Raw genomic sequence first — 25,506 nt, 5'->3', positions numbered from 1 at the left:
TAACGGGAAGGCCCTGGTCCGAATTTCTTACCATAAGGGCTCGAGACAGCAAAAGGCTTGTCGTTAAGCTTCTGAATACTCTGACGGTGTAGCCAAAGGCTATGTCTCTTTCTGTTCGAGGCCTTCTGATCGCGTTTCCGATCGTGGCGCTGATCATCGGGGGCATGGCATTTTTAACCTATCGGGCCGCGATCGGTGACTTTCGCGCTGAGGCGACGGCTGAACTCCTGGCATCGAATAAAACGACGGCGACGGCATTGCGCCGGGAGCTTTCGTTGGTCGCCGAAACCCAAAGGCGGGCTAATGCCATCATAACGGAACGCCTGGCAGCGGCGGGCTCCAGTAATTTCGAAGAGATTTTTGCAAGATCACCCGACGGAGCTTTCCATACACGGGATAGCCTCTGGGAAGGCCAGGATCTGGACGGGGCGGTCCGGCTACGCGGGTTCGGGGGGTTTGTCGCGCCGCCTGCCCCATCGGGCCTGCGCCGCCGAACGGTCATGGCGGCTTTCGATACCTTGAAAGCGATGGCCAGCGGACTGCCACGCGAGATCGAGAGTTTGTATTTCTTCTCCCCGGTCAACGACCTCCTGATCTACGCCCCTCAGCGCCCGGATCGGCTGACCTTTTATCGTACGGCGCCCGCAGACTTCGATTTCCAGGACGCAGAGTTCAGCGAGATCATGTCGCCCCGCAATAATCCTGAAGGAGCCTTCCGCTGCACAAGTCTCCAAACCCCGATTTACGACGATTCGGGGCAAAATTGGACGACGGGCTGCATGTTGCCGATCCGCGTGGATGGGCAGTACCTCGGCGCCTGGGGCATCAGTATCCCGCTGCGTAAGTTCACCGAAAAGCTTCGCCCGCCCCCGCCTGGCGCGATGACCGTGATTGCGAGCCGTGACGGAAAGCTGATCCACCGTACCGGCTTGGCTGCCGGCGATGCGGACGGACTGGCGGCCAATATCGACATGGCTTCGTCCAGCGACCCGATGATGCGGAAGCTGGCCGCATATGTCGCCGTAGCACCAAGAGAGCGCTTCGGTTATTCGGAGAAGCTCAACGCTTATGTAAGCGCCGAGAGATTAGAAGCGCCCGATTGGATCGTTTTGACGATTCTGCCGGAACAAGCGCTGAGTGACCGGGCGTTCTCGATTGCGCGCCGGGTGATAGGCGTCGCTCTTGGCGGTGTCGTTTTGCTTGGCCTCATTCTGACTGCGGTGTTTCACCGAGCCGTAGCAAACCGAATTGCTGCCTTGGCCCAGCGAGCAGATGGCATCGCGGCAGCTGGGGATCTCGCACTTTCCGCTCAGGACGGAGATGAGATCGATCATTTGCAGCAAGCCTTCGACAAGATGGAAGAACGCCTCGAGCAGGCACGGTCGCGCGAGAGCCGTTCGTTCGACGCACTGGTGGATGCGGCCCGGGGTTATGCGATGGCACTGTATGATAGGCATGGCCGCCTGGTGAGAGCGAACGCGGGTGCGATCGCATTGTTCGGTGCGGAAGGCGTCGAGGCTTTTGGCGCGGGGAAGAACGGACTGGAGCTTGGTCGTTCAGACCTGGCGGCGGTAAAAGAAGGGGCGATTGTCGAACGCGAACTGGCTGACGGCGGAACGGCCTGGCTGGAAGAAACGCTCATTCCGTTAACGGACGAAGAAGGCAAGGCGTTCGGAACGGCCTATATTGCGCACGATCTCACCGCGTTTCGCGAAGCCCAGCGGGAGACCGAGAAGACGCTGCTCTATCTGGAAATGGCCCAGTCAAGCGCACAGGCAGGTCATTTCGCACTTGACCCCCGGACCATGAAGATCAGCCTTTCGGTCTGGTTGCAGGAAAGGTTGGGGCTCGAGCAACCTAGCCTATGGCTATCCGACGTCCCGGCGCTGATCGACGAAAGCGTTCGCGAAGAAACAATGGCCGCCATCGCCGATGCGATAGCGGCAAAAACGGAGTTTGCTTTCGAAACATTGGCGATCGGAGCCGACGGGCATCGTTTCTCTGCGCAGTTGCGTGGAACGGCCGTGTTCGAGCAGATTGGGGCCGACGAACAACCGGCACTGATCGGCTATCACGGGATTTTGCAGGATGTCTCGGATCAGAAAGCTGCGGCGCAGGCGCTGGAGCAGGCGCTCGACGAAGCGAAAAGAGAAGCGCGTGCCAGAAGCGACGTTCTGGCCGTTTTGTCGCACGAAATCCGCACGCCGATCTCGGGCATTATGGGGTTGATCGATCAGGTGCGGCGGGAACGCTCGGAAACCGAGCGCAGTCGAGCTCTGACGCTGATCGAACATTCGTCCGAAGCATTGCTTCAGACCCTCGACGCGACGGTAAACAGGACGCGGGCCGAGCGCGAAGCACCGCTGCAAACCAATGAGACCTTTTCGCCGGCCGAGTTGATTGAGCGGGTGGCCGAACTGTTTCGACCGCTCGCCCGCCGGAAAGGTCTTGCCATCGACACGACGGCCTCGATCGACGAACGCGTTGTCGGAGATTCGGGGCGAATTCAGCAAATTCTCGCTAACTTCGTTTCCAACGCGGTCAAGTTCACGTCGACGGGTGGTATCACCCTATCAGTCCATCCACCGGAAGAGGGCGGGGACCGATGGACTTTCATGGTTGCGGATACGGGTGGCGGAATTTCGCCGCAGCGCATGAAGACGATTTTCGAGCCCTTTGGCGGCAGCGGAGCAGATACGTTGGGGCGCAAGGTTGGCAGCGGATTGGGGCTGTCGATTACGCGCCAGCTGGCGACGGAGTTGGGCGGTACGGTTGAAGCGGCGACCAATGAAGGGGGTGGTACGCGCATGATCGTTCGCCTGCCTCTGCAGCGCGTTGACTCGGATGACGAAACACAGACGAGTTTGGGTACATTTGTCGCAAACCTCAGCCAGGCTTCGTTGGCGATCAAGGCCGAAGCTCTTGCAGAACAATGCGGCTTTACGGTTGCCGACGAACCAGAAGCCGACGAACCGGACGTCGTCGTCAGTGATGATCCGGAATTCCTCGCGCAGAGCGACGCCGACTGCAAAATCCTGATCGTCGAAGATGAAACTCCGCCCTTGATGGCAGGGATGTTCGCAGTCCGGGCGGCAGACCTGCTGGAAACATTGCCGAACCTGTTGGAGCAAGAGCGCGATGACTAGCCTTGCCGAGCTACCCGCCGAGCAGCGGGCGGATATCCTCGAAGCGCGCCTTGAGCGGAGCGAGCGGGCCTTGGAAGCCGCCGAGACCGCCCTCGAAGCACGGATGAAGGATCTGTTCCGCGCCAATCAGGAACTCAAGCTGCGCGAACAACAGCTGGCACAGAAGCTGGAGATTGAAAGTGCGCTTTTGCTGGGTGCACTTTCAACCGTTCAGATGGCAGCCGCTTATAGCGAAAAAGACCGGGGCTATTCGATTTCCGAAAGCGCTGCCCCTCTCCTCGGCCTTTCCGCTGGTGAAGAGGCTACGCTGGAAAAGATCGTCGGCGCCCTGCATCCGCTCGACCGGAAGCGGATCATGCGAGAAAGCATGCTCTTTTTCCGCAAGGCGCAAGCGGGCCTTACACATCGTTACGTTCATCGGATTATTCGGTACGACAATGGCGAAACCCGTTGGCTGAGTTGGTCGATTACCCGCAAGAAGGGCAATTCACTTCGGCCTTCCCATATGGTCGCAACCGTTCGGGACATCACCGAGGAACGGCATAACGAACGGCAGGTGAGGTCGCTTCAGCTTCGCGCCGAGCGCAGACTGACCGAACTCGGCAAATTGCAATCCGAACTCTCGGCCGCAAAAGAACGGGTGGACGCTGCGCTGGCTGGCCGCAATCGGTTCATTTCTGAGATGGCGCACGCGATAAGGACGCCGCTGGCCACTCTTTCGGGCGCACTGGAATTGCTTCGTCAGAAGGTCGATGGGACCTCCGAAGACGATTTGAAGCTGGCGCGCGAGGCGGCCGATCAGCTTGGAGAGATGGCCACCAAACTGATCGAGGAAGCCGGACGGGACGGCGATCCCGATACGGCGGGGCGTGAGGGAAGCTCGGCCTTGGCGAACATGAGTTCGACTATAGCACTGCCTGATCGCCCCCGTGTGCTCGTCGCCGAAGATACGGAAAGCAATCGCTATGTAGCGGAGCGCCTGCTCGCCGAGCTGGGATGCGACGTATCCTCGGTGGAAAATGGCGCAGCGGCTGTGGAGGCCGTTCGGAGGGAAGCCTTCGATCTTGTGCTTATGGACGTGATGATGCCGATCATGAACGGCGAGCAGGCGACGCAGGCCATCCGCGCTCTCGGTGGCCCCGCATCGCGCACTCCAATTATCGGCGTTACGGCGCACAGCCTTCAATCGGAGCGCGAACGTCTGCTGTCTTCCGGCATGACGGCCTGCCTCTCCAAACCGGTCAAACGCGAAACGCTGGAGACGGCGATACAGACGGCGCTGATTGCCGGGAGAGATGTGGGGCAGGGCGCGGTGCGCTTCGACCACGACCTGTTTCGCCGTGCCTTTATGGATTTGCCGCCAAGCTATCGTCTGCGCATGCGAGAAGCCGCGAAGAAGGACATTACCAAATATGCCGCGAACGTTCTTTCCGCCGTCGAAACCGATGATGATATTGGCTTGTCCAAGGCGTCCCACTCGCTGAACGGCGTGTCACTGAACATCGGTGCGGTAGAGATCGTCGAAGAGTTGGCCGCCTATCGGGAGAAAAGGCCTGCGCCGGATGCATCGACCGAAGGCTTCAGAAGGGCGGTCGCCGCCAGCCTGTTGGCTGTCGACGACCTTTATGATGCGTTGGTGGAGCAAGCTTAATAAGCGCCCCGGCCGCTAAGCACGGCCGGCACCGTCATTGCCATCAACCTCAGGTCCCTGACGAAGGACTGGCGGCGCAGATAGGCCCGGTCCATGATCGCCTGACGGTGGAAGGGAATTTCGGCGCGGCCTTTGACCTGCCAACTGCAGGTGATTCCCGGCTTTCCGCCCAGACGTTCCCACTGGCGGCCGCGATATTGCGCCACTTCGCCAGGCAAGGCGGGGCGGGGACCTACGATCGACATCGAACCGGTCAGCACGTTGAACAGCTGGGGCAGCTCGTCGATCGACAGGCGGCGGATGGTTTTACCGACCCGTGTGATGCGGGGATCGTCTTGCATCTTGAAGCAGGTACCTTGGCGATCGGATTGGGCCAGCAGAGCCGCGCGGCGTTTTTCGGCATCGGTGTACATGGACCGAAATTTGATCATGGAGAAAGTGCGCCCGTTCGATCCGATCCGGTTCTGACGGAAGAATACTGGGCCGGAGTCCTCAAGCTTGATCGCCAATGCGGTAACCAGAAACACGGGGAGCAGGGCGATCAGGGCCAGCATCGCGATAATGGTATCGCTCGCACGTTTGGCACCGCGTCCTGCCAGTTCTGCAATACCGCGCTGGTTCGCTGCCTCGATCGCAGCGTAAACCAGGAAAATCGCGTTCCCCAGAAGATAGCGTTTGGCCATGCGCCGGGGCTCCATTGCCAGACGCCAAGCCCATTCGCAACGCACGGCACGCACTGGGGCAGGTGCACGCGCTATGCGCCCGGAATAGTAATCGAAGAGTCCGCCGACGCCCAGCACGACGGGAACTTCGAGGCGATGACGGTTTCGTGCGATCCACTCTTCTTGCAACGGAACACCGAGGCCGACGAATAGTATGGCCGCGCCGGATCGATTGATCCGCTCGACCAGTGCCTCTTCCTCTGCGGGATCGAAAAAGCCGTGCTGCGTGCCGCTGATCCTGAGGGAGGGCCAGTTGGCGCAGGCCCACGCAGCGGCTGCGTCGGCGACGCCGGGGATTCCCCCGAGAAAAAAGAGGCCGGCACCGTCGATCGCCGCGCGTTCGCAAATGCGTGGAAAAAGATCGGTGCCATTCAGGTTTTCCGGTTTCTCGCATCCGGACCATTTGGCGGCAATCTCGATCCCGATCCCGTCGGGCAGAAGAACGTCACTCTCTTTCAGAAGCCGGCGATAGGACGATTTGGAACGGGCCATATTGACGCAGTGCGCGTTCACGAAATTGACCGTCATCGCGTTGCCCCACCGGGCCTTTCCCACGATATAGGCCGCGGCGCGCTCCGGTGCGGTGCTAGAGAGGTTCAGACCAAAGAGGTTGATGGTCTTAAAATCGGAATGGTCCCGAACATCGGTTCGCATGAAAGCGATGGGAGAAGCGGCACTGCGCAGGGTGGAAACAGGGACGAATTTCATGGCGATGCTCCTTTCGATGGGTCACCGCTCACAGCGCAATCGTCGTGCCAAACCGTCTAAGTCACTGTTATTTCATGGATTCAACAGGTGGAGCTGAATCTGCGAATTGCGCTCTGAGGTCAGTTTCGCAATTTGCAGCATCATCGGTTCGCATTTTGCGTGCCCACAGACGCAAGCTGCGAATTCTACCTCGGCCCACTCCCATAAACCCCTGAAAACGAAAACCTTTCCGGTTTGGCACGCACTTTGAAACGTCTCGGGAAAATCAAACCCGAGGATCGCATGTTCGCTTTTCGCACCACTATCGGTCAGTTCGCTTCCACACCCCTCCTGCGCGGTTTGGTGGCGTTCGGATCGGCCGAGGCGGCCACGCGGATCGTACGCCTTGCCGCGCTGCTCATCGTAGCGCGCAAGGTTACGCCGGAAATTCTGGGTACCGCTGCGATGGCGCTGACGCTGTTCGAGCTCGTCCGCGTTCTCGCCAATGTCGGCATCGGCCAGCGCCTGATCTTGGCTAAAGAGCATGAACTGCCCGGTCTGTGCGAGACCGCCTACAAACTGTTCTGGGCGGTCTGCACCGGCGTCGCGGCCATCCAACTCGCGGTCGCGGCAACCATGTTCTTTCTGTTCGATCTGGGCTCGGCAGCGATGTTGCTGGCGATCCTCTCGCTGGTGTATTTTGCGATGCCGCCCGGCCTGGTTCAGATCTTTCTGACCATGCGCGAAAACCGCATGGCCCGCGTGGCCCGCATTACGGCGACCCAGAACATGGCCGATAGTTTGCTGACGGTTGCGCTGGTCATCGTCTGGCCGGGCGCCTGGGCACTGGTCCTGCCGAAATTGCTGGCGGCCCCCATCTGGACCGTCCTGGCGCGGCGCAGTTCGCCATGGCGCCCGGATCGCTCACGCCAAAGCGCTCCGCTGGCAGAATTTGCGCTGTTCGGTCCGGCAATCCTCGCAACAGAGATGCTGGGGGCGGCCCGCCTGCAGGGTGATAAGCTGATCATCGGCGCCCTGCTGGGTACCGAGGCACTGGGCATTTACTACTTCGCCTTCAACGCGGGGCTGGGGATTACGCAGAGCTTCGTTTCCGCCTGCAATCTCGTGGTCTTTCCTCACCTGGCCAAAATGCGCGACGCCAACTTGCTGCCGGAATTTCGCAAGGCGTTTGCAGCCGGCCTCGCGCTGCTAGCCCCCGTCGTCGCCGCGCAGGCGCTGCTCGCCCCGATCTATGTGCCCGTCGTCTTCGGCAAAACCTGGGTTCCTGCCACGCCTTACATCGCATTGCTCGCTTGCGCCGCACTGCCGCTCTACGCCGGATCGCTGCTGGGTGCGCGGTACCGCGCTGCGGGTCGGCCCCAGTCGGAAACCATTGTGACCGCCTTGGCAAGCGCCGCCGCGCTGGCCGGCCTCTCAATCGGAGCCGCCTTCAGCCTGAGCTGGGCTTGCTTCGGATACGGCGCTGCCATGGCAGCGGTCTTTCTTCCCGCCATCGGTGCAAACCTCCTTGGCCGCACCGCTACCTTCACCCCCAAGCTGCAAGGATAATGACCATGACCAAGCCCATCTTTTCCGTCGTAATCGCCGCCCACAATGCCGAAAGCACCATTGGGCTGACGATCGACAGCGTTCTCTCCCAGAGCGAGCAGGATTTCGAACTGATTGTCGTGGACGACGGTTCGGAAGATCGGACCCTGCGCGTTGCGCTGGAGAAAGCGGACGCCGATCCGCGGATCAAGGTAACCTCTCAGTGCAATCAAGGCGTTTCCGCGGCGCGCAATCTGGGCGCGGCCTTGGCGCGCGGCCATTACCTCGCTTTTCTGGATGCGGACGACGTCTGGCATATCGACAAGCTGGCGATGCATCGCGCCGCCCACGAAGCCGACCCGGCTTTGGAAGCGAGCTACGCACGCATCGTCTTCTGCACGGAGGAAGAGGGCGAGCTGAAGGCCGGGCGCACCCGTTCAAGCGTGCAGGAAGGCCCCTGTCAGCTGGAAGACGTGCTGATCGAAAATGTCGTCTGCACGATGAGCAATCTCGTCATCGAACGTCAGTCGTTCCTGGAAATCGGCGGGTTCAAACGCACCATGCGTCACGCCGAAGATCAGGATCTGCTGGCTCGCTTCGTCGGCGAAGGCCGCCGCCTGTGCGGTATCCCCGAAACGCTGGTGGGCTATCGCATGAGCGCCGACGGCCTGAGCTGCGACTTCATTGCGATGCTGACGGCGTGGAAAGAACTCGTCGGTCGCTGGTCGGACAGGATCGACATGCGCCGCGCCGAGGCCCTCTACTGCCGTTACCTGGCGCGGCGGACCCTGCGCTCGGGCACCACCATGGCCGTGACCCGCGAGTTCGTTCGGCGCGGACTGACCAGCGATCACAAGGCATTCCTGTCCGGCGGGACCCGCGGCTTGATGACCGTCGGCGCTGCTATCGCCGGAAACGCGCTGCCGGCGCGTGCACGCACCGTGATTTTTTCCTGAACTTGATCCGTGAGGAGCCATCCGATGACTCGTCCCCGTATTTCCGTCGTCATGCCCGTCTACAATGTCGAAGCCTATATCGAGGAAGCCGTTCGGTCGGTGCTCGACCAGAGTTTCGAGGATTTCGAGCTGATCATCGTCGACGATGGCGGAACGGATAATTCCATTCCGATTGCTCGCACCTTCGCCGATCCGCGCATCCGCATCGTGAGCCAGCCCAATCGCGGGCTTGCCGGAGCGCGCAACACCGGGATCGGCGAGGCGCAGGCCCCTTATATCGCGCTGCTGGATTCCGATGACCGCTGGCACCGCGACAAACTGCTCCTCCATTACATTCACCTGCAGGCGAATCCGAAGGTCGGGGTCAGCTACTCGGGCTCACGCCTGATCGACGAGCATGGCGAAATCATGAAGGTGGCCATGCGTCCGAAACTGACCGATGTCGATGCGGCCGACATCCTGTGCCGCAATCCCGTCGGCAACGGCAGCGCCCCCGTCTTCCGGCGTGAGGCGCTGGATCGCGCCGCCTTCCGGCATCCGGAAGAAGCGGACCGCATGTGCTGGTTCGACGAAGACTTCCGCCAGTCAGAAGATATCGAATTATGGGTTCGCCTGTCCTCGGTTCACGATGTGCAGTTCGAAGGCATCGATGGGTTGTTGACCGATTACCGGATCATCGGCGGGGCTCTGTCGGCCAATGTCGTCAAGCAATATGTCAGCTGGAACCGGATGTTGGAAATTGCGGAGCGAAACTGCCCGGCCCTGGTCGAGCAGCACGGGGCCCGTGCGCGGGCCTATCAGCTCCGCTACCTCGCGCGCCGTTCGATCCAACTGGGCAACGCGAAACTTGCCAAGGACTTGCTGGACCGCGCATTGAAAGCGAAGCCGATGATCCTAGTAGAAGAGCCCAAGAAGTCGCTGATCACATATTGCGCGATCCAGATCGCTCGTCTGGCCGGGCCGCAGCAGTTCGAGCGAATGGCCCGTCCGTTCCTGAAGGCCGCAGCATGATCAGGATCGCCCATTTGCTGAACGACTTCGCCATGGGCGGTGTCACAAGGGCCCTGTCCCTGTTTACGGAAGAGCCGCGGATGACCAGCGCATCGCAGTCTTTTACGGTGCCGATGAGGCGCAAATTCGGTGATGCCCCGTCGCTGGATGCGGATCTCATCCTCATCCACGTTCCGCCATGCTGGAGCCGTCTGCCATATCTTGCAGCGCTTCGCCTTCGCAATCCGCAGGCAAGAATCGTGCAGGTGGAGCATAGCTATACGCGTTCGTTTGAACGGTATCGCGTGTCCTCTCGCAAACGCTTCCGGCTTTTGCTGCGATCGGCCGCGAAAATGGTGGACGAGGTGGTGGCGGTCTCGAAGGCTCAGGCCCAGTGGCTCGCCGAAACGGGCATACCCCGCCACAAGATTTCTACCATCTATCCGTGGAGCGGACGGTTCGAGCTGTTGCAGGTGCCGGAAAAACGCTTTCGCTCTCAGCGGCTGAACCTGTTGGCTTATGGCCGGTTTTCCCGAGAAAAGAATTTCGACTCCCTGATCGCGGCGATGGGTCAATTCCATCCTTCGGCAGTGGACTTGGTCCTGTTCGGGTCCGGTCCGGAGCAGGAAAACTTGAACCAGCTTGCGCGCGATTGCCCCAATGTGCGCATCAAGGCGGCATGCACCGATCCTGCCCCGTGGCTCGCGCAATGCAGCGCGGTCATCATGCCCTCCCACCATGAGGCGTTCGGTCTAGTGGCAACGGAAGCGCGGATGGCCGCGCGGCCGATCTTGGTTGCCGACGTCGATGGTTTGCCTGAACAGGCCGAGGCTGGAGGCGGCGTCGTCGCCAAGCTCGGCTCGCATACAGAAATTGCCGACGCCATCCGCGAATTCTTGAATTTCGATCTTCTGCGTCTCGGCAGGGAAGCCCGCGAAGGTGTGATCGGACAACATGATGTCATCATCGATGATTGGTTGGATCTCGTGAACCGCGCCGCCAGCCACCGCCGCAACCCGAAGCTGAAGGCTGCCCGCGCAGAGACCGGCTCACGCCGAACTTTTGCAGCGCAGAACGATTGACCGTTTCGCCCAACCGAAGGATGGGACGGGCGCTTTATTCCTGCGGTGCCGGTTGATCCAAGTTGGTCGATACGAGCGCCTTGCCGATCAGGATCAAGCCCGGCCAGAATAGATAGGCAAGGATTTCCAGGTTCTCGCCGAAAGAATACAGCGCGAGGATCAGGATCATCGCAAGGCCCATACGTTGCAACGCGCCGAGCCTTGCGCGCCAGACCAGATTGCCAAGGGTGATCGCCATTGGCAGGCCCAGCGCGATCGCGCCCAGCAACCCTTTAACAAACAGCAGGCCGTACCAGCTGTGGTGGCTGCCGATCGGCATATATTCAACGAGATGCGGCCCGTTTTCGACGACCCCGTGGCCGAACCAATAAGCTTCATCTTCCCAGCGATCGAGCGCGATCCGGCCCAAGGCCGCGCGAACCCGGCTGGAGTCCGCTCGCGCCGAAGAAAAATCGCTCGCCAGCTGATCTACAAACGCGAGCAGGTCCGTTCCGAAGAGCCCGATCAGCAAGAAGGCGGGCGCGACCAGCCACCAGATCCATCCACGGTCGACTTTGCCGCAGGCCCAGACCACGGGCGCAATCACCGCGAGCGCCACCAAAGCGAGCCGGGACTGCGATAGCACCGCGATCGCCAGAAAACCGGCAAGCCCCGCCGCGCGCCAAGCCAGGTTTTGCTCGCGCGCGGCAATGAATATGTAAACCAGCGCGACCATGCCCGCAGCCGGAGACCAGGGCGCGAAGAACTGCCAACGCGGCGTGCCCGCGCCCGGCTCGATCGTGTAGAGGATCGTTGCGAAATATTCCGGTCCCGGACCGCCAACCGCCTTCAACGGCGATACCCAGAGGGTTTCCGGCAGGCCGATGAACGGCGCAGCCAGGAAGAGCGGCAGAATGACTAGGGTCCACATGCCGAGGCGGCACGCCGCGCGCGCAATCACCGAAACGCGAATGTCGAGCACCGCGCCTGCCAACATGAACAGGGCTATCAGTGCCCATCCCTTGGCCCAGCCGATCGAGCTTTTGATTGTCTGCCCCGTGCCAAGCGAAAAATTCGCATGGCCGGCCCAGAGGATCAGCAGCAGGGCCGTCATCGCGGCCAGCCACAGCCAAACCGCCGCCGGAACGATCGCGATCGATTTGCGACCCAGATAAAGCTCGACGAACACCAGCGCCGCAAGCAGCCAGCCGATAACCGGTCCGGCGATGTAGAGCGCTCCGAAGAGCCACAGCAGCCAGGTGCCCGCAATCGCTCCGCCGATCAGGCGTTCGGGAGCAGTTTGCGGATGATCGGCTGGCGCAGCCATAGCAGCAGGAATCCCAGCAAGGTGAAAATCGTGGCGCCCACCGCTCCGAAGAGCGCCAGGATGGGTGATGGTGCCGACCGGACGCGCGGAAGGGAAGGGGATTCCAGAGTCTGAACGAGCGGATAGGATGCGAAAGGATCCGACTTGTTGGTATCGAGCCGCGCCAATGCGGAGCTGAACACGGCTTCGGCCACGCGAAGATCGCGGGTCAGGCGGGCAAGCTGGGAGGCTTGCTCGACCAGCCGTCCGGAATGGCTGCTCTGTTCGCCGATCTGGCGTCGCAATTCGGTCAGCGCGGCCCCGTGGCCGTTTCTGTCTGCGTCGCGTTCGGTCAGCGTCGCGAACAGGTTTTCGCGCGTATCGGACACCGCGATGTCGGCAAAGGCCAGCACCTGCGCACCGCCCATTCCCGCGATGGTGCGGCCGCGCGCTACCAATGCTTCGCGAAGCGCGTCGCGCTCGACCGACAGCTTTTCCATCTTTTCATGGCCGTCGCCCAGCGTGGCACCGGTCTCTGCATGCTGTGAAGACAAAGCGGTGTAACGTGAGAGCAACTCACGAAATTGGGGGTCGGCCTTCAGCCGCATGGCCGTACGCGCACGCGGCAACGAAATATCCAGGCTCGATGCCAGCCGTCCGGCACCCCCGCGGCTTTCCGCAAGCCGGACGCGACGTTCCCGCTCGCTAGCTTTCAGTTGGTCGAGCGCGCTCACACGCCCTGCGAATTGATCGAGCGAGACGAGGCCGGTTTCTCCCTGAAAATCCAGCAATGCTTTCTGTGCCTGATCCACTTTCGCTTCGAGCTCGGCGATCCGGGCGGCATCCGCATTCTCGCGCGCGATCGCTTCATCCGCGCGCAGCGTCTCCAATGCGCTGAGAAAGGCCTGCTGCAGCGCGATCATGCGCTTCTGCGCCTGAGCGGGATCGCCTGCCGGCATTTCGACCTCGATCAGATTGGTCTGATCGATGAGCTTTATTCCGGGCGAAGGAAAGGCGCCCTCTTCCTCCTGCGCGCGCTTTGCCGCGTCACGCAGAACGATGTCCGACGTCAGGAGGCGTTTGTAGTTTTCGGTCGGGCTGAGCGAGGGACTGGAAAAGGCCGAAGACGTGTTCGTGGTCGCTTGCCCGATGGATTCGAGGTGCAGCGATCCGCCGACCCCCGTGCCCGGCAGAATCAGCGTCATCTTGCTGTCGAAACGATCCGGCGCCACCAATATGTAAAAGAGGGTGAGGGTCCAGATGACGGCGAGCGGGCCGGCCAGCGCGACCAGATATCGGCGGTAGCGACCAACCGACGGCAAACCGTCACGGATGAAAGACCAGATGCGAAGCAGGACGCGCGGGGTTTCGGCCGCGCCGCGAGTTATAGGGGTGTGTTTCACAGGGCGCTGTCCAGCAGGATGGCGGGCGTTACCGTGCTGATGCCTTGGGAAATCAGCCCGACGGCTTCCGACAGGTTGGTCCAGCGGCTGTCGTAACAGGCGATGGCGTCGCCCGGCATCAAGTAGGGATCATAGGCATCCCGGTCCGCCCCACGCACCAACTTCTCGATATCGCGCTCTATCACCATGCTGCGCCCGTTGATCGGGTTGCGCGAAATCAGAACGGCTCTGCGGTCGGACTGCATGTAGCTTCCGCCGACACAGTTGGCCGCGACGAGGGCCTGCAAAAGCCGCGTGCCATAGGGGAGCGACGTGGTGTCCTTACCGATCGCAGCGCCGGCATTGTTGTTGGCGCTGCGCGTCAGGTTCGACATGTAGACGCGGATGCCCGGGGGCGTCAGCGGGGTCAGACGCGCAAGCTTGGCGTCGAAGCAGCTGCGGCTGGGCACCATGATACGATCGCCAGCGGTGACCGCGACATCCTGTGCCGACTGGCCATGGACCAGTCCGGAAAGGTCGAGCTCCACATAGGCCTGACCTCTGATCAAATACACGCGCTGCACATCCGCATCGGGACGCACGCCCCCGGCCGCCCGGATCGCCGCGGCGACCGAACGCGCGCCATTGGCATCGCCGCTCGAATCCCCTTCTTTCAGGCCGATCCGGCTATCGGCCGTGCGCTCACCTATACGCACGGCTTGGGCCTGAAACACCGCTCCGGTGACCGCGACCGGAACACCGCCTGATTCGATGAGCGCTACGTTCACCGCATTGCGCAGCGGTTTCACGATACCTTCCGCTACAAGCTTTTCGCGCAGGGATGTCGCGAAGGCGTCGAGTGAGCCGCCGCCTGCGCGGGTGGGGGAGATCCCGCGCAGGCGAACGGTGCCGTCGGTATCGACGACATAGGTTCCGGAGAGGCGATCGGCATCTCCGAGAATTCGAACGGAGAGACGGTCTCCGGGGGCGAGCGGAGCCGTTTGCGCCGCGAACTCATCGATCCGCGCATGGCGGTATGCCTCCAGCTCGCGCGGAGTCTGCGAGTTGCAGACGGAGGCACTGCTGGCCAATGGCGTATCGTCGGCCCATTTTCCGCTAGGATGACCGCTTCCGCTACTCGCGATCTGTTCCGCAGCATAAACGGCGCTGCGATGATTTACGGGTGCCGGACCGCTCACGCACCCGGCCAGAAGCGCGGCCAGGCATAGAAGCGATGACGAAGCCCGGGTAGGAATAGAGGTCACGATCAATCTCCGCATTGTACTGCGGATGCCTGTTCAAGCTCCGTGCCAACCGGGCCGCCGCGAGGGGGCCTGGGCGGTCCACGCAAAATGCGAGCGTTGATTTTCGCAAAATGCGTTAATCCTTTCGCAATCCGCAAAAGATATTCGCAGTTTGCAATCGATCTCTTGTCAGATCGGCGCTTTTTCCCCGGCCACTGGCGGGCGGCACGTTTCTTGCATGCAGGCTCAGGCCTAGGAAGAAGCAGGAGCCTATTGTGAAAGGAATTGTCTTTACGGAACTCGTCCGATTTCTCGATCTCACTGGAGGCCCGGTATTCGCTGAGAAGGTTTTGGCCCAAGCCGGACTCGAGCATGGCGGAGTCTACACGCGAGTCGGCCAGTATCCCTGGCAGGAAGCGGTCCGCGTCGTCGAGGCGGCCTCGCGCGAAAGCGGCGCCGATTTCGCCGCCTTATGCACCGATTTCGGCGCCTATCTGTTCGACCGCTTTACCGTGCTCTATGCCGAGATCGTCGGGCGATACGCGACTGCCGAGGCGCTTCTTTCTCATGTCGGAGATCATATCCATGAGGAGGTGAGGGTGCTCTATCCGGATGCCAATCCGCCAGAAGTAATGACCGTATCGAATGGCGATACGCTGCATGTCCACTATTCGTCCCACCGGCCTTTCGCCCATATCGCGCATGGCTTGGTGACCGGCGCGATGAAGCATTTCGGGGATGGTCGAAAATTGGAATGGATCACCGCAAATGAGGAAGGTTCCAGCGCCGAATTCGCGCTGACGGGATAGATTATGGCCAAGCCGAACATATTGATCATCGAAGACAGCCCATCACTTGCACTGGGTTATGCGGCGCAGCTTGAGGAAGCGGGCTATGCCGTCACCTTGGCTTCCACGCTTGCGGAAGCGCGCGAGGCGGTAGGCGAAAAAGTCTTCGCGGCAGCGCTCCTTGATTTGCAATTGCCTGACGGCGACGGTCTGTCGTTGCTCGAAGAGGGCGATGATACTTCCCCGGCTTTCATTGTCATCACGTCCGACGGTTCGCTCTCGCGGGCGATATCCGCCATGCGGCTGGGCGCGTTCGATTTTCTCGTAAAGCCGGTCGCGGGTACCCGGCTGCTCGCCACCGTCAGGTCGGCCGTAACACAGCGTCAGGACACTGGCCGAGGGGAGGCGAGGTCGGAAAGCCGCTCCACCGCCGACGGCTTCCACGGGTTCATCGGACAGTCGGCCGCGATGAAGGCAGTATTCCGCACGATCGAACAGGTCTCCGATTCAAGGGCGGCCGTATTTGTGACGGGGGAAAGCGGAACGGGCAAGGAAGTGACCGCCGAGGCGCTGCATGCATCCTCGCGGCGCAGTCGCAAGGCCTTCGTCGCGATTAATTGCGGCGCCATTCCCGAAAATCTGCTGGAAAGCGAGTTGTTCGGCCATGTCAAAGGTGCGTTTACCGGTGCCGTCGAAAATCGCATCGGCGCGGCGAAGGCAGCCGATGGCGGCACATTGTTTCTGGATGAAATCTGCGAGATGGAGCTCAAACTGCAGGTGAAGCTGTTGCGCTTTCTGCAGACAGGCATGATCCAACGTGTGGGCTCCTCCAAGGCTGAAGCAGTGGATGTGCGGATTGTGTGCGCAACCAATCGAGACCCGCTTCGCGAAGTTGCCGAGGGGCGCTTTCGCGAAGACCTCTTTTACCGCCTCAACGTCATACCCATCCATCTTCCGCCGCTACGCGACCGGGGCAACGACATCCTGCTATTGGCCGATCGCCTGACGCAAGCTATTGCCGAGGAGGAGCGCCGCCCGAACATGCGCCTGAGCGCATCCAGCCGCGCGCAGATTGCTACCCATCCTTGGCCCGGCAATGTCCGCGAATTGCAAAACGCCCTGCGCCGAGCCATCGTTACCGCACCGGGCGAGGAGGTGGACGTTCAGCTCACTGCCCATCCGGCGGGAACGGTCCCAAAGCCGCTCCTGGCCTGCGACGCCCTTCGCGATCCGTTGCCGCAGAGCGCCACCAAACCCGCTGATGCGATCGACTTGGCGGACCTCGAAGGACTTACGCTGGAGCAAATCGAGCGGATCGTCATCCAGGCGGCCATCAAGCGCAATCAGGGAAACGTGACCCGCAGCCAAGGATTTGGCGATCAACCCTTCCACCGTTTATCGCAAAATCGAAAAATGGTCCGCCGCAGCCGAATTATAGACCGCACTGGCTGAGGGGCATTACAAGCCAAACTATTTCTGGTGGAAGATGGGTTGCGTACAGGAAATGTTGTAACAGACTTTGCATGCAATTAAGCGAACAAGCTTGGTCAGCCGTACCGCCGATCCCGTCGTCCGACCACTGGTCGAATACGCTTACCAATCTTCGGGTAATGCTCCGCACTGCCTTCGGCGGGCCGTGGTTTTGGGCATGCGAGAAGCATCCAACATCTCGAATTTAGCTCCGATAGCTTCGGCACGCGATTAGTAATAGCCAATCTATCCGCACTCCTGCGCAGATGACGATCTTGTATCGAAATAAAATAGCCGGATAAAATCGCTATAAACCGCCAAAATCTGATAATTTAGTATCAGCGAATTTTGCTCGTGTCCGCTAAGCCGCGCATTCCCCAGTTAACTGGCGGAAGGGGTGGGATTCGAACCCACGGATGCTTGCGCATCGGCGGTTTTCAAGACCGCTGCAATCGACCACTCTGCCACCCTTCCGGTGCTGGACAGGCCTGTTCGAGCCGTCCGGTCGCGGGTTCCCTTAGCGCGGTGCTACGCCGCTGCCTAGCCTTGCGCTGAAGCGTGTCGAAGCGGCGACCATTTGCGGTTTCGCGCGCGGTTCATCCGTGCGACAACGACGCTGCACCATAGATTTGTGGCCCAAGGGAGTTCTTCATGCCGCGTATTGTTCTGGCAATCGTCACAGGTCTTGCATCGCTGATGCTGGCCAGCTCTCAACCGGCGTTCGCGCAGGATGCTGCGGGCTTTCAGGCCTATCTGACGCAGCTGCGCGCCGCTGCGCTGGCAGAAGGCGTGAGCGCCGCTACGCTCGACCGCGTTCTGCCCACGCTTACGTTCAGCGAAACCGCGATCCGCATCGACCAGAAGGCGAGCGGGGGCGGGGGGAGCGGTGCGATCCCGATGTTTACCGGGTCGGATGAGCAGCGCGCTATTATCGGCAAGGCCGGGCCGGGCCGCGATAAATATCGCGAATTGCGTCCCCAGCTTGATCAGATCGAGCGCGAACTGGGTGTGCCGCCTGGCATCATTCTCGCGATCTACGGCAAGGAGAGCAATTTCGGCAGCTATACCGGCAATTTCGATACGATCAGCGCGCTGGCGACGCTCGCTTATGAAGGACGCCGCCGTGCCTTGTTCGAGGGGGAGGCGATAGCAGCGCTCAAGATGGTCGATCGGGGCGTTCCGCGCACCAAATTGACCGGCAGCTGGGCCGGCGCCATGGGCAAGCCGCAATTCCTGCCGTCTGTTTATTTGCGCCTCGCGGTAGACGAGGACCGCAACGGCTTTGCCGACATCTGGGATAGCGAGGCGGACGCGATGGCGTCGATCGCCAATTATCTGGTTGCCGCGGGATGGCGGGCGGACCGGCCCTGGGGCGTTGCGGTGGACGTGCCCTCCGGTTTTGATCGCAGCGCTTACCGCAATCGGACCGTGCCTACGCGCTGCCCGCGCGTGTTCGAACGGCATAGCCGCTGGATGACGTTGGCCGAATGGGAACAACTCGGCTTCCGCCCGCAGGCCGGTTTCTGGCCGCAGGACAAGGACAGGATCCTCGCCACGCTGCTGGAGCCCGACGGCCCCGGCAACACGGCCTATCTGCTCACCGGTAATTACCGCGCGATCCTGGATTATAATTGCTCGAATTTCTACGCCATGGGGGTTGGCCTTCTTGCTGATCAGATCCAGCGCTAAGCTGATCTTTCTTGGGCTGATGTCAGCCGCGCTGGCTTCCTGTTCCGGCGGTCCGCAGCTTAGGGAAATTTCCGACAGTCCGGTCAAGATCGGCGCTCCCTATACTGTGCGCGGCGCAACCTACGTCCCCGCCGATGATCCAGCTTATGACGCGGTAGGCTATGCCAGCTGGTACGGCGGCGCGCATGAGGGGAGAGCGACGGCGCGGGGCGAGCCTTTTCACAAGTCCGCGATCACCGGCGCGCACCGCACGCTGCCGCTACCGAGCTATGTCGAGGTGACTGCACTGGAGACCGGGCGCACCATCCTTCTGCGCATCAACGACCGCGGGCCATTTGTTGCGGGGCGCATTATCGATCTTTCAGAGGGTGCGGCGGAAGAACTTGGCGTCAAGGCAGCAGGGATTGCGCCGGTCCGGGTCCGGCGTGTCGAACCGGTCGAGAGCGAGCGCCGACGCCTGCGCCAAGGCAAGCGCGTTAACCGGCCCAGCGCATCGCCGCGCGAAATCGCTGGTCTGCGGGCCAGATTGAACCAAGGCGGCGGCTTGACGTCATCGCAACAGGTCGCGCCGCAATCCTCTGTTCTCTATGTTCAGGTCGCCAGTTTTTCGGAGAAGGCCAATGCGTCGCGGCTCGCTTCGCGCCTTGGCGCCAGCATTCGGCCAAGCGGCTCAGGTCACTGGCAGGTGCTGCTCGGCCCCTATTCTTCTGGAGAAGCCGCACGCGTAGGGGTGGAAGCGGCGCGCCGGGCGGGCTATTCGGACGCCATGATCCTGAATCGCTGATCGAACCTGTTTGTCCTCACTCCATCTATCGACGGAATTTCATGCGCCATTTCCTCAGTCTCGCCGCCGCCCTTACGCTTGCCGTTCCCGCCTCCGCCCAGGCACCGAGTTATGACAGCACAGCTCCGATCGCATATATGGTCGATCTGAGCTCCGGCGCGGTGCTCTATTCGCGCGCTGCGGACAAGCGAATGCCCCCGGCCTCGATGGCCAAGATGATGACGGTGCTGGTCGCTTTCGATCTGATCGACAGCGGCAAGGTGAACGCCGACAAGAAAATTCTGGTCGGCGAGGATTCCTGGCGCGAATGGAATAATCGTGGATCGTCCATGTTTCTTGGCGTCAACGAACAGGTTTCGGTGCGCAATCTGCTGCACGGCATCGTGACGCTTTCGGGCAATGACGCCACCGTGGTTCTGGCCAAGGGGCTTGCCGGCTCGGAGCAGGCGTTCGTCGGTATGATGAACGAGAAGGCTCGCAAGATCGGTATGAGCAACAGCCATTTCGGCAATACGAACGGCTGGCCCGACGAAGGCGTAACCTATGTGACCGCGAAAGACCTGGCCACGCTAGCCAAGGCGACGATCGAGGAACATCCGAAACTCTACGAAGAATATTACGGGCAGCATAACTTCACCTGGCAGGGGATTAAACAGCCCAACCGCAATCCGCTGATCGGCAAGGTGCAAGGTGCCGACGGGCTCAAGACCGGCCACACTGAAGAGGCCGGCTATGGATTTACCGGATCGGCCGAACAGAATGGCCGCCGCTTGGTGGCGGTCGTCGCCGGACTCGACACCTATAACAACCGTATCAAGGAATCCGTTGCCTTCATGAACTGGGGCTTCGGTGCATGGACGACTAAGCCCCTCTATAAAAAGGGTACGGAAGTCATTGAAGCGAAGGTGCAACAGGGCGGCTCTCGCAGCGTTCCGCTTGTTGCACCGCGCGATCTGGCCGTGACGCTGCCGGCGACGCAGGGCGGCGATTACAAAGTCGCGGTGCGCTATGAGGGGCCGCTCACCGCGCCGATCGCGAAGGGCGACAAGGTGGCGGACCTGATCGTGACCACGGCGGACGGATCGACCCAACAAATGCCGCTGGTGGCGGGCGAGGATGTCGGCGAGGCCGGCATTTTTTCCCGCATCTGGAACGGCTTCCTGTCGCTTTTCGCCTGATGGAACGGGGCCGTTTCATCGCACTGGAGGGGGGCGAGGGGACCGGCAAGTCCACGCAGGTGAAGGCGCTGGCCGCCGACCTTTCGCGCCGCGGCATCGATGTGGTTACCACACGCGAGCCCGGCGGAACGGTGGGGGCCGAGGCGATCCGCAATTTGCTGCTGGAAGGAGCGGCAGATCGCTGGACGCCGGAGAGCGAGGCATTACTATTTGCCGCGGCGCGTGCCGATCATGTCGCCAAGCTGATCCGCCCGGCAATCGAACAGGGCCAATGGGTCTTGAGCGACCGTTATGTCGACAGCTCGCGTGCCTATCAATCGGCCAGCGGACTGCCGGACGATGATTTGATGACCTTGCACCGCATTGGCAGCGACGGATTATTGCCCGATCGCGTTTTGTTGCTGGAACTGCCAGGGGGCGAGGCAGGACGACGCGCCCATCGTCGCGATGGCGGGGCGGGCGATCGCATCGGCGGGCGGGACGAGCAGTTCCATGCCGATGTCGCCGGCGCGTTCCGCCGCTACGCTGCGGCCGAACCGGATCGCTTTCGTCGAATTGAAGCAAGCGGGCCGCCGGAAGAGGTCACCCGCGCTTTGGTTTCGGCGCTCGGCGACTATATCTCGTGACGTGATGGCGAACTTCATCGGACATGATCGCGCGGAAGCGGCGGTTCTCGCCGGTTTGGACGAAGGACGGCTTCACCACGCCTGGCTTCTGAGCGGGCCTAAGGGCATGGGCAAAGCCAGTTTCGCGCTACGCGCCGCGCGGTTGCTTCTGAGCGATAATGATGGATTCGAAGGTTTTTCCGCTTCCCAAGAAGGCCAGGCAGCTGCGTTGATCCGCGCCGGATCGCACCCCGACCTTAAGATTTTGCAGCGCTTGCCCAAGAAGGACGGGCTCGATCCGGAAGATGTCAGCGATGAGGCGGATCTCAAGCGCAATATCAGCGTCGATCAGGTGCGATCGCTGCAGCCATTGCTCGGCGGTAAGACGTCGATCGCGCCGCGGCGTGTCATCATAGTGGATGCCGCTGATGATCTGGAGCGCAGCGGTGCCAACGCGCTTCTGAAAAACTTGGAAGAACCACCGGAAAACACTGTGTTTTTCCTAGTTTCACATGCACCGCAGCGACTGCTTCCGACAATTCGTTCGCGCTGCCGGGTTCAGCGTTTCGACCCCTTGAGCGATGAACAGATGGATGCTTTCCTGCGTTCTGCGCTGCCCGATCTGCCGGACCAGGACCTTGCGGCGCTGATCCTCGCCGCGGAAGGATCACCGGGCCGCGCGATTGCCATGCACGGGCTCGACTTGGGTGCGCTCGACCGGCAGCTGTCGCAGATTTACCGCGAGGGCGATCGCAGCGGCAGCCTGGGATCCGGACTTGCGCAAAAGCTTTCGCTGAAAGCCGCGAATGAGCGATATCTCGCCTTTCTGGAGCAGGCGCCTGCTTATTTCGCAGCCATCGCGCGCGAGACCCCCCCCGCCAATGTGGCCCCAGTAATTGATGCCTGGCGTGAGGCCAGCGACCTTGCCGCACGCGCTGTCCCGCTTACGCTGGACAAGCAGAGTGTGGTTTTTCGCATGGCGCGGTTGCTGGCAGGCCTCTCTGCCCATAGGGATGCACGGCAATGACCGACACCAGCCCATTCTACGTCACCACCGCGATCAATTATCCCAATGGCAAGCCGCATATCGGCCACGCCTATGAAGGGATTGCGGCCGACGTCATCGCCCGTTTCCGCCGCTCCCAGGGACGCGAGGTCCGTTTCCAGACCGGCGTCGACGTCCATGGCCTGAAGATGGTGAAGACCGCGCGCGAAAAGGGCCTCGATCCGTCCGAATTCGCGGCACAGATGACGCCCCACTTCACTGAGCTGTGTGAGCGCTACCGGATCAGCTATGATCGGTTTATCAGCACGAGCGAGGACGCCAACCACATCGCCGCGCAGGAAATCTGGAAGCGTATGGAAGCGAGCGGCGATCTGTATCGGGACCGCTACGAAGGATGGTATTCGGTTCGCGACGAAGCTTATTATGCGGAGGGCGAACTGCTGGACGGGGAAGGGGGCGCGAAGCTCTCCCCGCAGGGAACGCCGGTGGAATGGACGGTCGAGGAAAGCTGGTTCTTCCGTCTTTCAGCCTATCAAGAGCGTCTGCTGGCACTGTATGCGGACCATCCGGAGTTCATTCAGCCTGATAGCCGCCGCAACGAGGTCATCCGCTTTGTCGAAGGTGGCCTCAACGACCTATCTATCTCTCGCACCAGTTTCGATTGGGGCGTGCCGGTGCCGGATGATCCGGATCATGTGATGTATGTCTGGATCGATGCGCTCACCAATTATTTGAGCGGCCTTGGCTTTCCGGACGACAAGGATGCACTGGTCGAAAAATTCTGGCCCGCGAATGTCCACCTGATCGGCAAGGACATCGTGCGCTTTCATGCGGTTTACTGGCCGGCGTTCCTGCTGAGCGCGGGGATCGAGTTGCCGCATCAGGTGCACGCTCATGGGTTCATCCTCAATCGCGGGCAGAAGGAATCCAAATCGCTCGGCAATGTCACCGATCCCATCGCGTTGGCAGATCGCTTCGGATCGGACGCCATTCGCTATTTCCTGATGCGGGACGTCAGTTTCGGGCAGGACGGCAGCATTTCGGATGAGGCCATCGTGACCCGCGCAAATGCTGACCTCGCAAACAGCTTCGGCAATCTCGCGCAGCGGACATTGTCGATGATCCACAAGAACCTGGATGGCAAACTAGCTACTGGATGGGAGCCGACAGAAGCTGATCGTGAGCTTCAGGCGCTCGTCCAGAATGCGTGCGGTGAGGAACTGCCGGAGGCATTCGAGCGCTTTACGTTCTCGCACGGTCTCGAGGCGTGGATCCGGGCGGTGTTCGCGTGCAATCAATATGTCGATGAGCAAGCGCCCTGGACACTCAAGAAAACCGATCCCGAACGGATGGCGGCGGTTTTGAGCCAGCTTTTCATTTGCATCCGCACGCTGGCGATAGCGATTGCTCCGATCGTTCCGGATGCAGCCCAGAAGCTGCTCGATCAAATGGGTATCGAAGCCCGCAACTGGCGCGATATCGCTGATCAGAATTGGTACCAGGCACGCGCCGCCGGTGCGCCGCTTGGCAAACCCGAGGGCATTTTTCCGCGATTGGAATTGGAGGCGACCGATGCTGGTCGATAGCCACTGCCATCTAAATTATGACGGGCTGGTCGATCGGCAGCAGGAAGTGCTCGCGGCCGCTCGTGCACGCGGCGTTTCCGCCATGCTCAATATATCGACCCGCGAAAGCGAATGGGACGATGTGGTGGCGACCGCCGAACGCGAGTCTGACGTCTGGGCCTCGATCGGCATTCATCCGCACGAGGCGGATGCCCACCCCGAAATGGACACCGCCAAGCTGGTAGCAGCCGCTGAGCGCGCCCGCGTGATCGGCATCGGCGAAAGCGGTCTCGATTATTATTATGACCATAGCGACCGCGATCAGCAGCGGCGCGGCTTTCGCGCGCATGTAGCGGCGAGCCGCGAAACCGGACTGCCGCTGATCATCCACACCCGCGAGGCCGAGGCCGATACCTTTCAAATCCTGCAGGAGGAGATGGGGAAGGGGGCTTTTCCGGCCTTGATCCATTGCTTCACCGCCAGCGCCGATTTCGCGAAGAAGGTGCTGAACCTAGGCCTCTACATTTCGATTTCCGGTATCGTGACGTTCAAGAATGCCAGGGAATTGAAAGAAGTAGCAGCCAAAGTTCCAAAGGACAGGCTACTTGTCGAAACCGACAGCCCGTTTCTGGCGCCCGTTCCGCATCGCGGCAAACCCTGCGAACCCGCGTTCGTTGTTGATACGGCGGCCTATGTTGCAGAGCTTCGCGGCGTCCCGATCGAACAGCTCGGCGAAAGCACGACGGAGAATTTCTACACGCTCTTTTCGAAGGCGGTCCAGTGAAGCTGCGGGTTCTTGGCAGCGGGACCAGTTCGGGTGTTCCGCGGATCGGCAATGATTGGGGCGATTGCGATCCCGGTGATCCGCGTAACCGGCGCCGACGTGCCTCGATCTTGATCGAGCATGACGGTAAGAACATCATCGTCGACACAGGGCCGGACTGCCGTGAGCAACTGCTGGATGCGAATGTGGCGACGCTCGACGCGGTGATCTGGACGCATGAGCATGCCGATCATTGCCATGGGATCGATGAACTGCGCGGCGTTTATTTCAACAATCGGGGCACGGTACAGGGCTATGCGCGCGAACGCACTCAGGCCATCCTGACCGACCGTTTCCCGTATGCCTTTCAGGGCTTCAACGAATATCCCGCTTATGCCAGCGTCGATCTTTTACCCGACGACAGCATGATCGCAGGTGTTCGCGTGCGCGTGGTCGATCTCCCGCATGGCCCCATCAGTTCTGCGGCGATGCGTTTCGACATCGGCGATGTGGCCATGGCCTATGCCACGGACTTCAACGTCTTGACCGATGAAGCTCGCAAACTGTTCAAAGGGGTCGATCTGTGGGTGGTGGACTCGGTGCGGCGCCGTCCGCATCCGACGCATCCGCATCTTGCGCAGGTTCTGCGGTGGATCGACGATTTGGGCGTTAAACAGGCGGCGCTGACCCATCTCGACCAGTCGATGGACTATGTCACACTAAAAGCTGAGCTGCCGGAGCATGTGGAGCCGGCCTATGACGGACTGGAGTTCGTCTGGTGATCGGCGGCGGCCTGGGCGTGAACTTGATCTGGGCGATCGGCATTCTGGTGCTATGCATTAGCTCGCTCATGGCACGGCGCGTACCACTGAAAGGCGCTGTGCGCATCGGACTGATCTGGGTGGCCATATTCGTCGCAGCCTATCTCATCATCAACTTGATCACAGATTTAACATAATATGTAT

General features: G+C 61.0%; 21 protein-coding genes and 1 tRNA gene. 17 read left to right on the top strand and 5 right to left on the bottom strand.

Translation table 11 applies throughout. The features are described from left to right. Positions 1–101 precede the first annotated feature (101 nt). Both H7X45_RS03435 and H7X45_RS03430 read left to right on the top strand, forming a co-directional pair. Positions 102–3,146, top strand: a complete 3,045-nt coding sequence (locus H7X45_RS03435; RefSeq protein WP_187336158.1) for an ATP-binding protein — start codon at positions 102–104, stop codon at positions 3,144–3,146. Continuing rightward, complete coding sequence (locus H7X45_RS03430) at positions 3,139–4,797, top strand: response regulator (protein WP_187336157.1); 1,659 nt, start codon at positions 3,139–3,141, stop codon at positions 4,795–4,797. Before H7X45_RS03435 ends, H7X45_RS03430 begins: the two co-directional genes overlap by 8 nt. On the opposite strand, the gene H7X45_RS03425 is transcribed toward H7X45_RS03430, so the two are convergent. Beyond that, positions 4,794–6,227: a WecB/TagA/CpsF family glycosyltransferase gene (locus tag H7X45_RS03425; RefSeq protein WP_246449631.1), complete on the bottom strand. Its 1,434-nt coding sequence runs from the start codon at positions 6,225–6,227 to the stop codon at positions 4,794–4,796. The two genes, H7X45_RS03430 and H7X45_RS03425, sit on opposite strands and share 4 nt — an antisense overlap. Positions 6,228–6,509: 282 nt before the next feature. On the opposite strand from H7X45_RS03425, the gene H7X45_RS03420 reads away from it, so the two are divergent. Genes H7X45_RS03420 through H7X45_RS03405 form a run of 4 tightly spaced genes read left to right on the top strand, consistent with a single transcriptional unit; the run spans position 6,510 to position 10,782 of the window. After that, positions 6,510–7,775, top strand: a complete 1,266-nt coding sequence (locus H7X45_RS03420) for an oligosaccharide flippase family protein (RefSeq protein WP_187336156.1) — start codon at positions 6,510–6,512, stop codon at positions 7,773–7,775. A 5-nt stretch (positions 7,776–7,780) separates the two neighbouring features. Beyond that, the gene (locus H7X45_RS03415; RefSeq protein ID WP_187336155.1) at positions 7,781–8,710 is read left to right on the top strand and encodes a glycosyltransferase family 2 protein; all 930 of its coding nucleotides are present in this window, start codon (positions 7,781–7,783) and stop codon (positions 8,708–8,710) included. Between the two features lie 24 nt (positions 8,711–8,734). Further along, entirely contained in the window at positions 8,735–9,721 is a 987-nt protein-coding gene (locus H7X45_RS03410) for a glycosyltransferase family 2 protein (protein WP_187336154.1), read from the top strand. Next, positions 9,718–10,782, top strand: a complete 1,065-nt coding sequence (locus tag H7X45_RS03405; RefSeq protein ID WP_187336153.1) for a glycosyltransferase family 4 protein — start codon at positions 9,718–9,720, stop codon at positions 10,780–10,782. The genes H7X45_RS03410 and H7X45_RS03405 overlap by 4 nt, the downstream gene beginning before the upstream one ends. 34 nt (positions 10,783–10,816) lie before the next feature. Here H7X45_RS03405 and H7X45_RS03400 read toward each other — a convergent pair whose 3' ends face one another. The 3 genes from H7X45_RS03400 to H7X45_RS03390 are packed head-to-tail and all read right to left on the bottom strand — an operon-like array spanning position 10,817 to position 14,540. Continuing rightward, positions 10,817–12,088, bottom strand: a complete 1,272-nt coding sequence (locus H7X45_RS03400; RefSeq protein WP_187336152.1) for an O-antigen ligase domain-containing protein — start codon at positions 12,086–12,088, stop codon at positions 10,817–10,819. Further along, positions 12,043–13,470, bottom strand: a complete 1,428-nt coding sequence (locus tag H7X45_RS03395; protein WP_246449629.1) for a GumC family protein — start codon at positions 13,468–13,470, stop codon at positions 12,043–12,045. Before H7X45_RS03395 ends, H7X45_RS03400 begins: the two co-directional genes overlap by 46 nt. Then, positions 13,467–14,540 carry a polysaccharide biosynthesis/export family protein gene (locus H7X45_RS03390; protein WP_246449626.1) on the bottom strand — a complete coding sequence of 358 codons (1,074 nt, stop codon included), beginning with the start codon at positions 14,538–14,540 and terminating at the stop codon, positions 13,467–13,469. The genes H7X45_RS03395 and H7X45_RS03390 overlap by 4 nt, the downstream gene beginning before the upstream one ends. 428 nt (positions 14,541–14,968) lie before the next feature. On the opposite strand from H7X45_RS03390, the gene H7X45_RS03385 reads away from it, so the two are divergent. Both H7X45_RS03385 and H7X45_RS03380 read left to right on the top strand, forming a co-directional pair. Continuing rightward, complete coding sequence (locus H7X45_RS03385) at positions 14,969–15,502, top strand: heme NO-binding domain-containing protein (protein WP_187336150.1); 534 nt, start codon at positions 14,969–14,971, stop codon at positions 15,500–15,502. 3 nt (positions 15,503–15,505) lie between these two features. Further along, positions 15,506–16,933, top strand: coding sequence for a sigma-54-dependent transcriptional regulator (locus H7X45_RS03380; RefSeq protein WP_246449623.1), 1,428 nt, complete (start codon positions 15,506–15,508; stop codon positions 16,931–16,933). A gap of 404 nt (positions 16,934–17,337) precedes the next feature. On the opposite strand, the gene H7X45_RS03375 is transcribed toward H7X45_RS03380, so the two are convergent. Further along, positions 17,338–17,425, bottom strand: a tRNA-Ser gene (locus H7X45_RS03375). A 177-nt stretch (positions 17,426–17,602) separates the two neighbouring features. Between H7X45_RS03375 and H7X45_RS03370 the strand changes: the two genes are divergently transcribed. The 9 genes from H7X45_RS03370 to H7X45_RS03330 are packed head-to-tail and all read left to right on the top strand — an operon-like array spanning position 17,603 to position 25,499. Continuing rightward, positions 17,603–18,640 (top strand): lytic murein transglycosylase, encoded by a 1,038-nt coding sequence (locus H7X45_RS03370; RefSeq protein WP_187336149.1) that lies wholly within the window; start codon positions 17,603–17,605, stop codon positions 18,638–18,640. Beyond that, positions 18,618–19,424, top strand: coding sequence for a septal ring lytic transglycosylase RlpA family protein (locus tag H7X45_RS03365; RefSeq protein WP_246449621.1), 807 nt, complete (start codon positions 18,618–18,620; stop codon positions 19,422–19,424). The genes H7X45_RS03370 and H7X45_RS03365 overlap by 23 nt, the downstream gene beginning before the upstream one ends. 41 nt (positions 19,425–19,465) lie before the next feature. After that, positions 19,466–20,602, top strand: coding sequence for a D-alanyl-D-alanine carboxypeptidase family protein (locus tag H7X45_RS03360; RefSeq protein WP_187336148.1), 1,137 nt, complete (start codon positions 19,466–19,468; stop codon positions 20,600–20,602). Then, positions 20,602–21,228 (top strand): dTMP kinase, encoded by a 627-nt coding sequence (gene tmk, locus H7X45_RS03355; protein ID WP_187336147.1) that lies wholly within the window; start codon positions 20,602–20,604, stop codon positions 21,226–21,228. The genes H7X45_RS03360 and tmk overlap by 1 nt, the downstream gene beginning before the upstream one ends. 4 nt (positions 21,229–21,232) lie before the next feature. Continuing rightward, positions 21,233–22,234, top strand: coding sequence for an AAA family ATPase (locus H7X45_RS03350; protein ID WP_187336146.1), 1,002 nt, complete (start codon positions 21,233–21,235; stop codon positions 22,232–22,234). Continuing rightward, positions 22,231–23,799 (top strand): methionine--tRNA ligase, encoded by a 1,569-nt coding sequence (metG, locus tag H7X45_RS03345; protein ID WP_187336145.1) that lies wholly within the window; start codon positions 22,231–22,233, stop codon positions 23,797–23,799. Before H7X45_RS03350 ends, metG begins: the two co-directional genes overlap by 4 nt. Beyond that, a complete protein-coding gene (locus H7X45_RS03340) occupies positions 23,786–24,562 on the top strand; it encodes a TatD family hydrolase (RefSeq protein ID WP_187336144.1) in 777 nt (258 codons plus the stop codon). Before metG ends, H7X45_RS03340 begins: the two co-directional genes overlap by 14 nt. Further along, positions 24,559–25,323 (top strand): MBL fold metallo-hydrolase, encoded by a 765-nt coding sequence (locus H7X45_RS03335; protein ID WP_187336143.1) that lies wholly within the window; start codon positions 24,559–24,561, stop codon positions 25,321–25,323. The genes H7X45_RS03340 and H7X45_RS03335 overlap by 4 nt, the downstream gene beginning before the upstream one ends. Then, positions 25,320–25,499 carry a hypothetical protein gene (locus H7X45_RS03330; RefSeq protein ID WP_187336142.1) on the top strand — a complete coding sequence of 60 codons (180 nt, stop codon included), beginning with the start codon at positions 25,320–25,322 and terminating at the stop codon, positions 25,497–25,499. Before H7X45_RS03335 ends, H7X45_RS03330 begins: the two co-directional genes overlap by 4 nt. Positions 25,500–25,506: the final 7 nt, after the last annotated feature.

Origin of the sequence: Novosphingopyxis iocasae (assembly GCF_014334095.1) — a bacterium.
Classification (GTDB): domain Bacteria; phylum Pseudomonadota; class Alphaproteobacteria; order Sphingomonadales; family Sphingomonadaceae; genus Novosphingopyxis; species Novosphingopyxis iocasae.
This window is presented reverse-complemented; position numbering and strand designations above follow the sequence as displayed.

Bases quoted from the DNA above. Each gene is read 5' to 3' on its own strand.
- H7X45_RS03435 (WP_187336158.1), top strand. From the start codon at position 102: ATGTCTCTTTCTGTTCGAGGCCTTCTGATCGCGTTTCCGATCGTGGCG.
- H7X45_RS03430 (WP_187336157.1), top strand. From the start codon at position 3,139: ATGACTAGCCTTGCCGAGCTACCCGCCGAGCAGCGGGCGGATATCCTC.
- H7X45_RS03425 (WP_246449631.1), bottom strand. From the start codon at position 6,227: ATGAAATTCGTCCCTGTTTCCACCCTGCGCAGTGCCGCTTCTCCCATC.
- H7X45_RS03420 (WP_187336156.1), top strand. From the start codon at position 6,510: ATGTTCGCTTTTCGCACCACTATCGGTCAGTTCGCTTCCACACCCCTC.
- H7X45_RS03415 (WP_187336155.1), top strand. From the start codon at position 7,781: ATGACCAAGCCCATCTTTTCCGTCGTAATCGCCGCCCACAATGCCGAA.
- H7X45_RS03410 (WP_187336154.1), top strand. From the start codon at position 8,735: ATGACTCGTCCCCGTATTTCCGTCGTCATGCCCGTCTACAATGTCGAA.
- H7X45_RS03405 (WP_187336153.1), top strand. From the start codon at position 9,718: ATGATCAGGATCGCCCATTTGCTGAACGACTTCGCCATGGGCGGTGTC.
- H7X45_RS03400 (WP_187336152.1), bottom strand. From the start codon at position 12,088: ATGGCTGCGCCAGCCGATCATCCGCAAACTGCTCCCGAACGCCTGATC.
- H7X45_RS03380 (WP_246449623.1), top strand. From the start codon at position 15,506: ATGGCCAAGCCGAACATATTGATCATCGAAGACAGCCCATCACTTGCA.
- H7X45_RS03370 (WP_187336149.1), top strand. From the start codon at position 17,603: ATGCCGCGTATTGTTCTGGCAATCGTCACAGGTCTTGCATCGCTGATG.
- H7X45_RS03360 (WP_187336148.1), top strand. From the start codon at position 19,466: ATGCGCCATTTCCTCAGTCTCGCCGCCGCCCTTACGCTTGCCGTTCCC.
- tmk (WP_187336147.1), top strand. From the start codon at position 20,602: ATGGAACGGGGCCGTTTCATCGCACTGGAGGGGGGCGAGGGGACCGGC.
- H7X45_RS03350 (WP_187336146.1), top strand. From the start codon at position 21,233: ATGGCGAACTTCATCGGACATGATCGCGCGGAAGCGGCGGTTCTCGCC.
- metG (WP_187336145.1), top strand. From the start codon at position 22,231: ATGACCGACACCAGCCCATTCTACGTCACCACCGCGATCAATTATCCC.
- H7X45_RS03340 (WP_187336144.1), top strand. From the start codon at position 23,786: ATGCTGGTCGATAGCCACTGCCATCTAAATTATGACGGGCTGGTCGAT.